This is a genomic window from Microbacterium sp. 01T413_2 (assembly GCF_056398985.1).
Window position 1 is genome coordinate 1 of sequence record NZ_JBFTQL010000026.1, and the last position, 15,281, is coordinate 15,281.

General features: G+C 70.6%; 11 protein-coding genes and 1 tRNA gene. 5 read left to right on the top strand and 7 right to left on the bottom strand.

All coding sequences use genetic code 11. From position 1 onward, the window contains the following. Together AC1DMN_RS13615 and AC1DMN_RS13620 are read right to left on the bottom strand one after the other, a co-directional pair. Positions 1 to 235: FBP domain-containing protein (locus AC1DMN_RS13615; RefSeq protein WP_477384409.1), on the bottom strand; the 235-nt coding region annotated here is incomplete at its 3' end. A gap of 139 nt (positions 236 to 374) precedes the next feature. After that, positions 375 to 686: a DUF7882 family protein gene (locus AC1DMN_RS13620; protein ID WP_477231083.1), complete on the bottom strand. Its 312-nt coding sequence runs from the start codon at positions 684 to 686 to the stop codon at positions 375 to 377. Positions 687 to 1,133: 447 nt separating this feature from the next. Between AC1DMN_RS13620 and AC1DMN_RS13625 the strand changes: the two genes are divergently transcribed. Continuing rightward, a complete protein-coding gene (locus AC1DMN_RS13625; RefSeq protein WP_477231084.1) occupies positions 1,134 to 1,688 on the top strand; it encodes a Dps family protein in 555 nt (184 codons plus the stop codon). A 53-nt stretch (positions 1,689 to 1,741) separates the two neighbouring features. Here AC1DMN_RS13625 and AC1DMN_RS13630 read toward each other — a convergent pair. The 4 genes from AC1DMN_RS13630 to AC1DMN_RS13645 form a co-directional block, all read right to left on the bottom strand. After that, positions 1,742 to 1,823 (bottom strand) — tRNA-Tyr (locus AC1DMN_RS13630). A gap of 110 nt (positions 1,824 to 1,933) precedes the next feature. Further along, a complete protein-coding gene (locus tag AC1DMN_RS13635; RefSeq protein WP_477231085.1) occupies positions 1,934 to 2,938 on the bottom strand; it encodes a LacI family DNA-binding transcriptional regulator in 1,005 nt (334 codons plus the stop codon). Positions 2,939 to 3,013: 75 nt separating this feature from the next. Then, on the bottom strand, positions 3,014 to 5,257 hold the full coding sequence (locus tag AC1DMN_RS13640) for a family 78 glycoside hydrolase catalytic domain (RefSeq protein ID WP_477231086.1): 2,244 nt from the start codon (positions 5,255 to 5,257) through the stop codon (positions 3,014 to 3,016). A 41-nt stretch (positions 5,258 to 5,298) separates the two neighbouring features. Beyond that, positions 5,299 to 6,606 (bottom strand): MFS transporter, encoded by a 1,308-nt coding sequence (locus tag AC1DMN_RS13645; protein ID WP_477384411.1) that lies wholly within the window; start codon positions 6,604 to 6,606, stop codon positions 5,299 to 5,301. A 225-nt stretch (positions 6,607 to 6,831) separates the two neighbouring features. Between AC1DMN_RS13645 and AC1DMN_RS13650 the strand changes: the two genes are divergently transcribed. The 4 genes from AC1DMN_RS13650 to AC1DMN_RS13665 all read left to right on the top strand — a co-directional run bounded on the left by AC1DMN_RS13650 (position 6,832) and on the right by AC1DMN_RS13665 (position 14,368). Continuing rightward, positions 6,832 to 9,612: a family 78 glycoside hydrolase catalytic domain gene (locus tag AC1DMN_RS13650; protein ID WP_477384413.1), complete on the top strand. Its 2,781-nt coding sequence runs from the start codon at positions 6,832 to 6,834 to the stop codon at positions 9,610 to 9,612. Continuing rightward, positions 9,609 to 10,775, top strand: coding sequence for an L-rhamnose isomerase (gene rhaI, locus AC1DMN_RS13655; protein ID WP_477231089.1), 1,167 nt, complete (start codon positions 9,609 to 9,611; stop codon positions 10,773 to 10,775). Before AC1DMN_RS13650 ends, rhaI begins: the two co-directional genes overlap by 4 nt. Before the next feature lie 52 nt (positions 10,776 to 10,827). Further along, positions 10,828 to 12,879: a bifunctional aldolase/short-chain dehydrogenase gene (locus AC1DMN_RS13660; RefSeq protein WP_477384415.1), complete on the top strand. Its 2,052-nt coding sequence runs from the start codon at positions 10,828 to 10,830 to the stop codon at positions 12,877 to 12,879. 64 nt (positions 12,880 to 12,943) lie between these two features. Continuing rightward, positions 12,944 to 14,368, top strand: coding sequence for a rhamnulokinase (locus AC1DMN_RS13665; protein WP_477231091.1), 1,425 nt, complete (start codon positions 12,944 to 12,946; stop codon positions 14,366 to 14,368). A gap of 101 nt (positions 14,369 to 14,469) precedes the next feature. Here AC1DMN_RS13665 and AC1DMN_RS13670 read toward each other — a convergent pair whose 3' ends face one another. Then, positions 14,470 to 15,201, bottom strand: coding sequence for a hypothetical protein (locus AC1DMN_RS13670; protein WP_477231092.1), 732 nt, complete (start codon positions 15,199 to 15,201; stop codon positions 14,470 to 14,472). Positions 15,202 to 15,281 lie beyond the last annotated feature (80 nt).

Below are 15,281 nucleotides of genomic sequence, written 5' to 3' on the forward strand. Positions count from 1 at the left end.
TGCCGGAGCGCACCCGGGACGGATCCGCTCCCCGCAGCACGATCCCGACCGGCTCGCCGGCCTGCTCGATGACGATGTAACCGCTGCGGGATGCGATCGGATCCCGCCACGCGAAGAAGTCGAGGTAGTCCCACTCGGCGAGCAGCAGGTCGTGCGGCATCGCGATCTCGGCGGCCTCGTCGGGCTCGGCGTTGCGGAACGACGCCCGGATCTGGTCTTCGGTGAGCGCACGCATGATGACCAGTCTAAGAAGCACATGTCCGGCAGGGCTCGGAACTCGCGCCCGGCACCGCCACACGCATCCGGGGACGACGAAGGGGCCCGCAGCGGGGCCCCTTCGTCTCGGGTCGCGTGAGAGTTCGTCTCGGCAAGCGTCAGGCGGCCTCGAGGATCTGCTCGTAGGGGATCAGGATCCCGCCCGACGTGTTGGCAGAGTTGGCGATCGCCTGGATCCTCGCCGGATCCAGCTCCGGCGGGTTCGGGTCGGCGAACTCGAAGCGGAGCTCGATCGACGGGTGCAGCCAGACCGTGGTGCGGCCGAGTGGCTGGTCGCCGTCATGCTGCCAGGACAGGGTGAAACTCTCGTTCCGCCGGAGCTTCGTGGCGATCACGACCTTGAGGTGAGCGAGGGTGACGTCCTCGATCTCGATGGCGTGTTCTGCGCTTCCGTAATAGAGAGTGGACATGCTCCGGACGCTACGCCTCGCAGCCGATGCCCGCAGGAATCGCGCCTTTCTCGCATGGGATGCCCAGTGTTCTCAGAACCCTTGACAAGAGGGGTCCGACCGGAGGCGAACCCGGCCGGACCCCTCAGCGTTCCGCGGCTTGGCGGGCGACCCGTAGGCCTGGGGGACCCCGCATGCGCCGGGAGCGCATTCTTGCTGACAGCGTCGAACGTAGCCATCACCTGCGTCGACGTGGAGGGGCTTGACGGTGCCATCGAAGTCCGGTAGCGCATGCGCGCCGCTCCGGTAGCCGGGGCTTCCCCCTGCGGTGACGGCGCTCCGTCGCCCCTAATGCTCACGGCGGTAAGGCGCAAGCCCGTACCGTTCCCGCACGCGCTTGGTTAGCGTGCGGGGCGTATGAGCAGACGGGCGCGCGGATGCCGCGCCGCCGTGACAGTGAGGAGTCCCATGAGCCCCCAGGCATCGACCGCCACGAAGAACCGTCGTAAGCCCGCGCGCGGCGCGCAGCGCACCGCTGAGGAGAACGCCGAGAAGGGCTTCACGGCGTCCCAGACGCTGAGCGACGACATGCAGCGCGTGCTCGTCGATCTCATCGAACTGTCCCTGCAGGGCAAGCAGGTGCACTGGAACGTCGTCGGCACCAACTTCCGAGACACCCACCTGCAGCTCGACGAGATCATCGAGGCGAGCCGTGCGTTCGCCGACACGGTCGCCGAGCGCATGCGCGCCCTCCACGCCTTGCCCGACGGCCGCAGCGACGTGGTCGCCGAGACGACATCGCTGCCCGAATGCCCGCAGGGAGAGATCGCAACCGGCGACGCGATCGACCTCATGACGGAACGTCTCGACGGCGTCGCGGCGACCTGCCGGGACGTGCACGACCGGGTCGACGAGGAGGACCCCACCACGGCCGACATCCTGCACACGATCCTGGAGCGGATCGAGCAGCTCTCCTGGATGGTCAGTGCGGAGAACCGCACACCGAAGACCGCCCAGCGCTGAGGGATCCGCGAACGACGAAGGGCCCCCGCGTCGCGGGGGCCCTTCGTGCTGGGTGGCAAGTGAGGGATTCGAACCCCCGAAGCATGACGCGGCTGATTTACAGTCAGCTCCCTTTGGCCGCTCGGGCAACTTGCCAATGCACGCCCGTCCCGCTTTTCCAGCCGACCGGGGGCGCGAAGATCAAGCATACCCGGCGGATCCGGCCACGAGAAATCGAGCGGCCGGAGCCGCCCTAGAGCCCGCGTTCAGGCGCCCAGCGTCGACGCGCGGGCGACGAGTTCCGGCCGGTACAGCACACGTTCAGCGGCCGCTTCGCCCCCCTCGGACGCACCGAGCAGAAGGTCGACCGCCGTGGATCCGATGAGTTCGGCGGGCTGGCGGATCGAGCTCAGCGGGATCACCGCGGCTTCAGCGAAGTCGATGTCGTCGTATCCGATGAGTGCGATGTCCTCCGGGACGCGCGCGTCCCCGGCCATCACCAGGCTCTGCAGCATGCCCAGCGCCACCAGGTCGTTCGCCGCGAACACCGCATCCGGGCGCTCCGCTGCGGGGCGCTCCATGAGCAATCTGCCCGCACGACGACCCTCCTCCACGGTGAGCGCCTCCGTCGCCATGAACTCCAGGGCCACTCCGGCCGCGGCCGCCACGGCCTGTGCTCCGCTCAGGCGGTCCGAGACCTGTCGCAGCGAGACCGGTCCGCCGACGAACGCGAGCCGGCGGCGTCCACCCTCCAGCAGGTGCGCGGCAGCGATCCGCCCGCCCTCGACGTCATCCACGGCGACGGAGGAGAACCCGGGATCGCGCGATTCGCGGTCGACGAGGACGCTGAGGGTGCCGCGATCGCGCATCTGCTGCAGCCGCGGCAGCGCCTCGGCGACCGGCGTGATGAGCACCCCTGCCACCCTCTGCTCCTCGAACAGATCCAAGAGCATGGCCTCACGGCGTGCGCTCTCGTCGCTGTTCGCGACGAGCACCGACATCCCGTGCTGGTCGGCGCGCTGCTCGGCGCCGCGGACGACTTCGGCGAAGAAGGGGTTGCGGATGTCGAGCACGACGAGCCCGATGGTACGGCTGCGTCCGGCTCGCAGCTGCCGGGCCGCGTCGTTGCGCACATATCCGAGGCGCGCGATCGAGGCCTGGACGCGCGTCACGGTCTCGGCGGCGACCCGCTCCGGACGGTTCAGGACGTTCGACACCGTGCCGACCGACACGCCGGCGTCCTCGGCCACTTCCCGGACGCTCACGACCATCGCCGTCCCCTCTCCCGCACAGCGAGCCTAGGGCATGGGCCGAGCCGCGCCCGGGACCTCCGGGCGCGGCCGCCTTCATGCGACGAAGCGGTGCTCGCCTCCGACGACGTCGTGCGTCGATCCGTCGGGCAGGACGATCTCCGCGGGCACGCCCTCCGGGATCCGGGCCTCGAGCACGAATCCGTCGTCTTCGGTGCGCCAGTGCACGGCGATCTCGCCCGCGGCGGCGTCGTAGCGCGTGCGCGCCCAGGTGATGCCCGGCCCGGGAACCGGCTCGATGCGCAGCTTCGCATAGCCGGGCTCCGCCGGGCGGATGCCGCCCACCACCTGATGGACCCAGTCGACGACGGCGCCGAGCGCGTAGTGGTTGAAGCTCGTCATCTCGCCCGGGTTGATGGATCCGTCCGGCAGCATCGAGTCCCACCGCTCCCATACGGTGGTCGCGCCCATCGTCACGGGGTAGAGCCAGGAGGGGTTCTCCGTCTCGAGCAGCAGCCGGTAGGCGTCCTCCACGTGCCCGGTCTCGGACAGAGCCCAGGTGACGAACGGCGTGCCGGCGAACCCGGTGGTGACGCGATAGCCGCCGGCGCGCACGAGCTCGGCCAGGCGATCCGCGGCCTTCTCGCGGGCTGCGTCCTCCAGCAGCCCGAAGCAGATCGCCAAGGCGTAGACCGTGACGCAGTCGGAGCGCACCCGGCCGTCCTCGACGTAGTGCTCCTGGAACGCCGTGCGCACCCGATCCGCCAGCGCCTGCCAGCGCCGGGCTTCTTCGGTACGACCCAGGATTCCCGCCGCCTCCGCGGTGAACGCGGCCGAGCGGTAAAGGCACGCGGTGGCGACGACATGCGGATCCGCCTTCGCCGCGGCGGGATTCTCCGGCGGAGCGTCCGGGTCCAGCCAGTCGCCGAACTGGAAGCCCTGATCCCACAGGCCGGTCGGCGAGAGCACCCGCTCGACGGACTCGAGGTGCAGCACCATCGCCGGATAGTGCGCCGCCAGTCGCTCGCGGTCGCCGTAGGCGCGCCACAGCGCCTCCGGCACCCACACCGCGGCGTCCCCCCAGATCGCTGTCGCGCCCAGCTCCGGGAACGCGAAGTCCTCGCCGAAGTGCGCGTACTTCAGCACGTCGGGCACGACGATCGGGACGATCCCGGCCGGGGAGTTGCGCGCCTCGGCGTGCAGGTCCTCGAGCCAGTCGTGCAGGAAGTCGGACGTGTCGAACTGGAACGACGCCGACGCCGCGTAGGCGGCGATGTCACCCGTCCAGCCCAGGCGCTCGTCGCGCTGCGGGCAGTCGGTCGGCACGCTGAGGAAGTTGCCCTTCTGCCCCCACACCGAGTTCTGCACGAGCTGGTTCACGAGCGGCTCCGAGCACTCGAAGAATCCGGTTCGGCGCATGTCGGAGTGGACCACCACGGCCTCCAGATCCTCGGCACGCAGCTCCCCCGGCCAGCCCGCGACCTCGACGTAGCGGAAGCCGTGGAAGGTCAGCGTCGGCTCGAACACGTCCTGCCCGCCGGACAGGACGAACACGTCGGTGGCCTGCGCGGCGCGCAGCGGACGTGTGCCCAGCTCGCCGTCCTCGAGCACCTCGGCATGCCGCAGCACGACCTCGGCGCCACTCGGCCCGTGAACCGTCACCCGCACCCAGCCCACCAGGTTCTGGCCGAAGTCGACGAGCGTGCGGCCAGACGGCGAGGCCCAGATGCGCTCCGGGCGCAGTGTCTCCTGCCTCTTCACGGGCGGACCCGCCTGCGCGATGAGCCGGGATCGGTCCACCTCGACCGTCTGAACGGTCAGCGTCTCCCCCGGCACGCCACGAAGGCGCGCATCGATGCTCTCGCCGTTGTAGAGCGAGTTGCGCAGCACCTCGGAGGTCTCGGCCGTCCATTCCGGATCGGTCACGATGGTCTGGACGGTGCCGTCATCGAAGACGAGCTCCAGGGCGAGCGCGACGGCGATCTCCTCCCCGTAGTTCGCGTTCGCTCCCTCGAACCCGAGATCACCGCGGTACCAGCCGTTGCCCAGCAGAACCTCGAGGGAGAGATCCCCGGATCCGCCGTGCACCGCCTCCGTCACATCCCAGCTCTGGAACGGGAGTCGCCACTCGTACGCGTTCCAGCCGGGGTCGAGCACGGAGTCCGAGACCGGTGCACCGTCGAGCCGCGCTTCATACACGCCCAGCGCGGTGGCGCTGAGACGTGCGGAGGCGACGGCGTCGCGCGGCTGGGCGGGAGCAACGGCCCGCCGGAAGCGGATCGCGGCCTCGCGCGGAGCCCCCGCGGTGAGGAAGTCGGCCTGGTGGAGAGGGGTGTGCATCTCGGTCCTTCCGGATCATGGTCAGGCGTGTGGTCGAACGGTCAGGATTCGATAGGGGCAGCGGCCTCGGCCTCCGCCTCGACGACGACGGTGGGCAGCGACTCCGTGACGAACTGGCTCTCGCCCGCGCGACGGAAGGCGAACCAGGCCACGACGAGACCGATGGCCACGACCCCGCTCAGCACGGCGTACAGTCCCTGCGGGCTGACGGCGATGAGGGCGGGGGYGACGAAGGCGAGCAGCGCCGCGACGACCCGGGCGATCGCGATGACGGCGCCCTGCGCCGTCGTGCGCAGCAGGGTCGGGAACGACTCCTGTGTCCACACCTTCATGATGCCCTCGAACGCGAAGGCGCCGCCGATGCCCATGAACAGGTTCATGGCGATGATCGTGGGCAGGCTGAAGCCGAGGACCGCGGGCGTCAGATACCCGAGAAGAAGCACGACCGCTCCGAAGACGAAGTAGGTCATCCGGCGCTTGCCATCGACGATGCGCATGAACCAGAGGCCTGCGAGCAGACCGATCGGGAACGACGCCAGGCCGATCGCGGAGTTCAGCTGGACGGGGATGCCCGCGACGTTGACCGCCAGGTAGGTGCCGAACTGGCCGCCGGTGTTGGCGCCGACGTTGGTGAGCGCGTAGAAGATCAGCAGCGCGACGAACGGACCGACATAGGGCTTGCGCAGCAGGTCGCGCACCGAGGCGCGGTCGGCCCGCACGGTCACGACACCACGACGACGCTCATCGCGCGCCGCCAGCCAGAACGGCGACTCCGGGATCGTGAGTCGCGCGAGGAAGACGAGTGCGGCGACGATCCCGACCTGACCGAACAGCAGCTGACCGCCGAGACGCCCGAGACCGCCCGCGAACGTCGCGATCACGATCGTCCCGAGGATCCCGACGACCCAGAGGATGTTGGAGAACCCGATGATCGCGCCGCGGTTCTTCTCCGTGGCGGCCTCCGAGATGGTCGAGAGCGACACGGGCAGATCGGCGCCGGTTCCGAGGCCTGCGAGGACGACGCCGGCGAGCAGCGCGGGGAACGACGCCCCGAACACCAGCAGGGCGATGCCGACGATCACGATGAGCATCGTGACGAGGAAGACGGTGCGCCGGCCGAGCGCGTCACCGAGCCGGCCGCCGAAGATCGCGCCGATCGCGATGGAGAGTGTGAGCATTCCGGACAGGATGCCGATCTGATCCGGGGTGAGGCCGATCGTGTGCTGATAGATCACGAGGGCGATGCCGGTCGAGACGATCGTGGCGGCATCGATGTACGACGCCATACCGCATACGATGCCGACCCACCAGGGGTTCGGGCGGCGGACGGCGGGGGCTGCGACGGTCATGGTTCTCCTTTGAACGTGAGCGATGCGGAATGCGGCGGCCGGGCAGGCGCTGCGGATCCGGGGTGCTTGCACGCTAGCAACCTTTGAATCGATTCACAAGCCCGACGCCGGATCCGATTCGCGGGGAGTTCACCGTGCAGTTATGCGTCACTTGACGACTCCATGGCGAGGTCGTATCGTCGGTCTCAGATTTTTGAATCGATTCAGAGCAAAGGAGCCCCGTCGATGCCTCTCGTCCTGTCCGACCTCCGCGCAGATCACCTCGAGAACCCGCTCGCACTGCGCCGCGCCACCCCGCGGCTCACCTGGCGGGTGCGAGCGGAGGATGCGGTATCCGCGCCCCGCGCGCACCGGATCCGCATCACGTCCGCGGACGGCGCGCTCGCACACGACTCCGGATGGATCGACTCGGACGCGACCGCGCTCGAACCCGTCGACTTCGCGGGCACCCCGGGCGCGGACTACCGCTGGCGGCTCGCCGTGCGCGATGCGGACGGCGGTGTGGTCGAAGCGTCCGCCGGCTTCGGCCTCGGCCTCGCGGAGTGGGACGCGCCGTGGGCCGAGCCCGAGCAGGAGCGCGTGCTCGCCGAGGGGCCGCTCGCGATCGGTCCGGAGACGTTCGCCCCTGCCGAGAATGCGGCCCCGCCCGGCGAGCGCCTGCACCCGCCACGCCATCTGCGTCAGAAGTTCGATCTGCCCGCCGCGCCGGTGTCGGCGCGACTGCGCATCAGCAGCCAGGGCGTACATCAGCCGTCGCTGAACGGACGCCCGGTCGGGGACGGGTTGCTGGCGCCGGGCTACGAGAGCTATCAGCACGAGATCTCGGTGATGACGCACGATGTCACCTCGCTGCTGGGCGAAGGCGCCAACGTGCTCGGCGTGATCCTGGGCGACGGCTGGTACGCCGGGCGGATCTCCATCCTCGGGCGCAGCGCCCAGTACGGCGACATCCTCCGCGCCACCTGGCGGCTGGAGATCGACCTCCCCGACGGCACCCGGCGCGTGATCCGCCCGGATGCGTCGGTGCGCAGCTCCCGCGGCCCGATCGACTGGTCGGACATCTTCATCGGGGAGCGCCATGACGCGCGTGCCGAGATGCCGGGKTGGGATGAGCCGTCGGCCGACGCCGTGGCATCCCAGGAGTGGACGCCGTGCGCGCTCGTCCCCGTGTCCGTGCCCCTCGTGCCGTTCGTCGGAGAGCCGATCCGCCGCGTCCGCGAGCTGCCGGCGCAGCGCATCCTGACGACGCCGGCCGGCGAGACCGTGATCGACTTCGGCCAGGTCATGGCCGGCCGGGTGCGCATGCGGGTCCGCGGCGAGCGCGGCACCGTCGTCCGCCTCGAACATGCCGAGGTGGTCGATGCGGAGGGCAACTTCCTCGACAACATCCTCGGGGTGAACAAGGACCAGGCCGACGAGTACGTGCTGGCCGGCCACCCGGACGGCGAGGAATGGGAGCCGCTGTTCACCTTCCACGGGTTCCGCTACGTCAAGCTGATCGGCTACCCCGGAACGCCCGCGCCCGAGGACTTCACCGCGGCCGTCATCGCCAACGACCTCGCGCAGACCGCCTCCTTCTCCTCGTCTCACGCGCGGCTGGACCGCCTGGTGGAGAACACGATCTGGTCGCAGCGCTCCAACTTCCTCGCGGTGCCGACCGACTGCCCGCAGCGCGAACGCGCCGGATGGACCGGCGACCTGCAGATCTTCACGCCGACCGCGGCGACCCTCATGGGCGTGGCCTCGTTCCTGGACCGCTGGCTGCGCAACGTCCGCGTCGACCAGGCAGCTCACGACGRCATCGTGCCCATCATCGTGCCGATGCCGCCGGCCATGGACGATCCGGACCGCCCGAACGCGGGCCTCGGCGACATCACCGACGCCGCGGGATGGAGTGACGCGATCACGATCGCTCCCTGGGAGCTGTACCGCCACTACGGCGATCCTCGCTTCCTGCGCGACAACATCGACGCCATGCGCGCCTGGGTCGAGCACCAGACGGCCGACGCCGCCGCCGCGCTGCCGGCGCACCTGGATCCGGAGACGCTCTCCGCGGAGCGCCTGGCCCGGCAGCGGCTGCTCTGGAACGGGCGCATGAATTTCGGCGACTGGCTCGCGCCGTCGACCCTGGACGGATCCCGTCCCGAGTCGGAAGGCCTCGATGAGTTCGCGGCCATCATGCTCGCCCCGCAGCTGACGGCCGAGCTCACGGGACCGCTGTTCCAGATCCGCTCTCTGGATCTCTACGCCGCTTCCGCGGAGGCGCTCGGCGATACGGCCACCGCCGCTCAGGCGAGGGAGCACGCCGCCGCGGTGCGCGCCGCCTTCGCCGCCGAGTACGTGGGCGACGACGGCCGGATCGGGCCGGACATGCAGGGCATCGCCGTGCTCGCCCTCGCCTTCGACGCCGTGCCCGATGATCTCCGCCCGCGCGTCGTCGCCCGGCTCGTCGAGCTCGTTCACGAGGCGGGCGTGCATCTGGACACCGGCTTCGTCTCCGTGCCGTTCCTGCTCGACGTGCTGTGGGACGAGGGGCACGCCGACCGCGCACGGGCACTGCTGGTGCAGGACACGGCGCCCTCCTGGCTGTACGAGGTCGACCACGGCGCCACCACCATCTGGGAGGCGTGGAAAGCCGTGCACGAGGACGGCACGGTCGAGCGGATGTCGATGAACCACTACGCCTTCGGCTGCGTCGTCGACTGGATGATGCGCCGCGTCGCGGGGATCGAGCTCATCGAGCCCGGGTATCGGCGTACGCGCATCGCCCCCGACCTCGACGGCGTGCTCGATCACTGCCAGGCGCACGTGGACGCCCCCGCCGGGCGGATCGCGGTGGACTGGCGGCGCGACGCCGCCGGCGCGGATCTCACGGTCGAGGTCCCGTTCGGAGTCACGGCCGACATCGCCCTTGCCCCGGGCTGGATCTTGGAAGGACCCACCGAGCTCACCCCTGGCACGCACACCCTCCGCGCCACCCGCATCGAAGAAAGCACCGCATCATGACCACGCTCTCCCCAGTGATCCTCGCCGAACTCGAGAAGCAGGCGATCGAGCTGCCCAGTTGGGCGTTCGGCAACTCCGGCACCCGCTTCCGCGTGTTCGGCACCCCGGGCACGCCGCGCGACCCGTTCGAGAAGATCGCCGACGCCGCCCAGGTGCACGCGCACACGGCTCTCGCGCCAACCGTGGCCCTGCACATCCCGTGGGATCTGGTGGACTCCTTCGAGGACCTGCGTCGGCACGCGGAGGACCACGGCGTCGCCCTGGGCACGGTCAACTCCAACACGTTCCAGGACGAGGACTACAAGTTCGGCGCCCTCGCGCACGAGGACGACCGGATCCGGCAGAAGGCGATCGATCACCACCTCGCCTGCATCGACGTGATGCACGCGACCGGATCCCGGGATCTGAAGATCTGGCTCGCCGAGGGATCCAACTATCCCGGGCAGAACGACATGCGCTCCCGGCAGGACCGACTGCAGGATTCGCTGCAGCAGATCTACGCGCGCCTCGGCGACGAGCAGCGCCTGGTCCTGGAGTACAAGTTCTTCGAGCCGTCTTTCTACCACACCGACGTCCCCGACTGGGGGACCAGCTACGCGCAGGTGTCCGCCCTCGGCGAGCGGGCGATGGTGTGCCTGGACACCGGCCACCACGCTCCCGGCACGAACATCGAGTTCATCGTGATGCAGCTGCTGCGCCTCGGCAAGCTCGGCTCGTTCGATTTCAACTCGCGCTTCTACGCCGACGACGACCTCATCGTGGGGGCGGCGGATCCGTTCCAGCTGTTCCGCATCCTCGCCGAGGTGATCCGCGGCGGTGGCCTGAACAACCCCGACGTCGCGTTCATGCTCGACCAGTGCCACAACATCGAGGCGAAGATCCCCGGACAGATCCGCTCGGTGCTGAACGTGCAGGAGATGACGGCACGCGCCCTGCTGATCGACCGCGAGGCGCTGGCCGCAGCCCAGCGCGCGAACGACGTGCTGGCCGCGAACGCCGTGCTCATGGACGCGTTCTACACCGACGTCCGTCCTGCCCTCGCCGCCTGGCGCGAAGACCGCGGCCTGCCCGCAGACCCGATGGCGGCCTTCGGAGCCTCGGGCTATCTCGAGAACATCGCCGCCGAGCGCGTCGGCGGCGCCCAGGCCGGCTGGGGCGCCTGAGCGCACCCTCCCCCGCTGCATCCCGAACGATCACCGCTACCAAGGAACCGACATGACCACCCCCACCGCCGCCGCACTCATCGAGCGCAGCAACCGCCTGGGCGCCGACCCGAAGAACACGAACTACGCGGGTGGGAACACCTCCGCGAAGGGCACCGACACGGATCCCGTCACGGGGCAGCCCGTCGAGCTCCTGTGGGTGAAGGGCTCGGGCGGCGACCTGGGCACCCTCACCGAGCAGGGCCTAGCCGTGCTGCGCCTGGACCGCCTGCGTGCACTGCAGGATGTGTACCCCGGCGTTGAGCGCGAGGACGAGATGGTCGCCGCGTTCGACTACTGCCTGCACGGCAGGGGCGGGGCGGCCCCGTCGATCGACACCGCGATGCACGGGCTCGTCGACGCCGTGCACGTGGACCATCTGCACCCCGACAGCGGCATCGCGATCGCGACCGCGGCCGATGGGGAGGCGCTGACCGCGGAGATCTTCGGCGATGTTGCAGGGCGACAGCGTGTCGCGTGGGTGCCGTGGCGGCGCCCCGGATTCCAGCTCGGCCTGGACATCGCACGGATCAAGGCCGAGAACCCCGACGCGATCGGCTGCATCCTGGGCGGGCACGGCATCACCGCGTGGGGCGACACGTCCGAGGAGGCCGAGGCGAACTCGCTCTGGATCATCGAGACCGCCGCCGCCCACATCGCCGAGCACGGCAAGGCGGAGCCGTTCGGCGGCGTCCGGGCCGGGTTCGAGGCGCTTCCCGAACACGAGCGCCGCGAGCGCGCCGCCGCCCTCGCCGGCACGATCCGCGGCATCGCCTCGACCGACAAGCCCATGGTCGGCCACTTCACCGACCCCGAGGCGGTGCTCGACTTCCTCGCCTCCGAGAAGGCGCCGGCCCTCGCCACGCTCGGCACGAGCTGCCCCGACCACTTCCTGCGCACCAAGGTGAAGCCGCTCATCCTCGACCTGCCCGCGACGGCGACCGTCGAGGAGCAGATCGCGCGCCTGCACGAACTGCACGCCGCGTACCGCGCGGACTACCAGGCGTACTACGACGCCCACGCCGACGCCGCCTCTCCCGCGATCCGGGGAGCGGATCCGCTGATCGTGCTGGTCCCCGGGGTGGGCATGTTCTCCTACGGCGCGAACAAGCAGACCGCACGCGTGGCCGGCGAGTTCTACGTCAACGCGATCAACGTGATGCGCGGCGCCGAAGCGCTATCGACGTACTCCCCCATCTCCGACGAGGAGAAGTTCCGCATCGAGTACTGGGCCCTCGAGGAGGCCAAGCTGCAGCGGATRCCGAAGCCGCGCTCGCACCAGGGACGGATCGCGTTCGTCACGGGAGCCGCATCCGGGATCGGGAAGGCGATCGCGACCCGTCTCGCGGCGGAGGGCGCCTGCGTGGTCGTCGCCGACCTCGACCTGGACAAGGCCCGGGCCGCGGCCGCCGAGCTCGGCAACACCGACGTCGCGATCGGCGTCGCGGCGAACGTCGCCGACGCCGACGCCGTGCGGGCCGCTCTCGACGAGGCCGTGCTCGCGTTCGGCGGCGTCGACCTCGTCGTCAACAATGCGGGGCTCTCGCTCTCCAAGCCGCTGCTGGAGACCACGGAGAAGGACTGGGATCTGCAGCATGACGTGATGGCGAAGGGATCCTTCCTCGTCTCGCGGGCCGCCGCGAAGATCCTCATCGATCAGAAGCTCGGTGGAGACATCGTCTACATCTCCTCCAAGAACAGCGTGTTCGCCGGCCCCAACAACATCGCCTATTCCGCCACGAAGGCCGACCAGGCCCACCAGGTGCGACTGCTGGCCGTCGAGCTCGGCGAGCACGGCGTGCGGGTGAACGGTATCAACCCCGACGGCGTGGTGCGCGGATCCGGCATCTTCGCCTCGGGGTGGGGCGCGAACCGGGCCGCCACCTACGGTGTCGCCGAGGAGGACCTCGGCCAGTTCTACGCCAACCGCACGATCCTCAAGCGCGAGGTCGTGCCGGAGAACGTCGCGGACGCCGTCTACGTGCTCACCGGCCCTGAGCTCAGCCGCACCACGGGCCTGCACATCCCGGTCGACTCCGGCGTCGCGGCCGCGTTCCTGCGATGACCGCGCCGCAGCACGCACGCGGCCTGCGGACGCGCACGGCTCGTCGAGTGCAGGAGCCGGCTCTGTGAACGCCGCGCACCGCCCGCGCGCCTTCGCCGCGGTCGATCTCGGGGCCACCAGCGGGCGGGTGATGATCGGCCGCGTCGGGACGGACGTGCTCGAGCTCGAGCAGGTCGCGCGCTTCCCGAACGGGCCCGTGCGGTGCGCGGACGGTCTGCACTGGGACTTCGAGATGCTCGTGGATCATGTCATCGCGGGTCTCGCCGAAGCGGTGCGCCGCGAGCCCGCGATCGAGAGCATCGGCATCGACACCTGGGCGGTCGATTACGGCCTGCTGCGGGGCGACGCGCTGCTGGCCGAGCCGTTCCACTATCGCGACGAGCGCGGCGCGCGCGGGGCCGACCTCGTGCACGCGCGCGTGCCGTTCGCCGAGCTGTACCCCCGCAACGGCTTGCAGTTCCTCCCCTTCACCTCCCTGTACCAGCTCGCCGCCGACGAGCGCGCCGCCGAGGCGGAGACCCTGCTGCTCATCCCCGACCTCCTCGCGCATCGTCTGACGGGCGCCAGGGTCGCCGAGCGGACGAATGCCTCCACGACGGGGCTGCTCGGCGTGCACGACCGGGAGTGGGATCTCGCGCTCGCGGAACGGATCGGCATCCGTCCGGCACTGCTGCCGCCGCTGGTCGATCCTGGCGCGCGGATCGGACGGTTGCTCCCCGCCATCGCCGCGCGGATCGGCGCGGATCTGCCCGTCGTCGCGGTCGGCTCGCACGACACSGCCTCGGCGGTCGCTGCCGCACCCCTCGCCTCCCCGTCCACGGCGTACATCTCCTGCGGCACCTGGGGGCTGGTCGGGCTCGAAACCACCGAGCCGGTGCTCACCGACGCCGCACGCGATGCCGGCTTCACGCACGAGCTCGGCGTGGACGGACGGATCCGCTTCCTGCACAATGTGGCCGGGCTGTGGCTGCTCAGCGAGACCGTGCGCGCCTGGGAGGGCGAAGACGGCGCGCCGATCGATCTGCCCGCGCTGCTCGACGCCGCTGCCGCGAGTCCGGAGGTGCCGCTGTTCGACGCGAACGACCCGTCAGTGGGCAGTCCGGGCGACATGCCCGCGCGCATCGCGGCAGTCGTGCGTGCGACGGGAGCCGAGCCGCCATCCGAACGGGCGGCGTTCGTGCGCATGATCGTCGAATCGATCGCGCAGGCGTTCGCGGACGCCGTATCGACGGCATCCGCACTCACTGGCACGGCGATCGAGGCGATCGACCTCATCGGGGGCGGATCCCTCAATCGGCTGCTCTGCCAGGCGACGGCCGACCGCACGGGACTGCCGGTGCTGGCCGGCCCCGTTGAGGCCACCGCACTCGGGAACGTGCTCGTGCAGGCGCGGGCAGTCGGGGCGTTCGGCGCCGATGCCCCCCTCGAAGAGCTGCGGGGACTCGTGCGCCGCACGCACCCGCCGACGCGCTGGGTGCCCCGCGGCTGACCGGATCGGACTCTGCGCCCCGTACACGTCTCGTCGGCGCGCTCCTGCGGTCAATGGTCGCGCAACACGAGCATGTACGGGGTCAGGCAGCGCCCGCGAGGTCAGGTCGCGACGCGCGCGATCCGGGCTTCGAGGCCGTACCAGTCGGGTGCCGGTGCGTGTGCCGCGGGCGGCGCGGGCAGGAGYTGCACCGGGGAGTGGCGGTACGTCCCCGCGACGATCGGGGCGGGCAGGAGCAGCGGACGCCCTGGCGCCTCGACGACCATCGGGTTCTCTGCCGAGGCGTCGGCGAGTGCACCGTCGGCAGGCGCATCGGCGAGTGCCCCGTCGCTGGCCGCTTCTTCGACCGCATCCCCTTCCCGCAGCACCGACTCCTGCGGGAGCGACGCCGGCGCGACGACGGCAAGCCCGAGGGCTGCCAGCACCTCGTCGCGAGCTTCGGCGACCGTGGTGATCGCACGATCGCGGAGATCCACGATCACGTCGGCCTCGGTCTGCGCGGCCAGCGACCGGCGCGTGTCGGGGAACGCACCGTCACCCCGGCGCAGCTCGATCTCGGCGCCTGCGCGGTCCCGCACGATCGAACGGCGCAGGGTGCCCTCGGGCGCGGGAACGGGGACGAGGCGGATCCCGCGATCATGCAGGGCGGTGCGTACCCGTTCTCCGTCGGCGTCGTCTCCGAGCGGCGTCACGACGGTCACGACGAGGCCGTCGCCGCGCAGGGCCGTCGCGAGCTCCACGGCGTCGCCGGTCACGCGCTCACGCATCCCGCCCGGGTCACGGATCTCGTCGACCCACGCCTCTCCCAGGATCACCACCCGCTGCTCGGCCATGCCGCCCCCCCTTCCCTGCGGAGTCGCTCCGCAGGTCTCCCCAGGCTACTCCGGAGCGCCGCCCGGACCGGCGAAGCCCT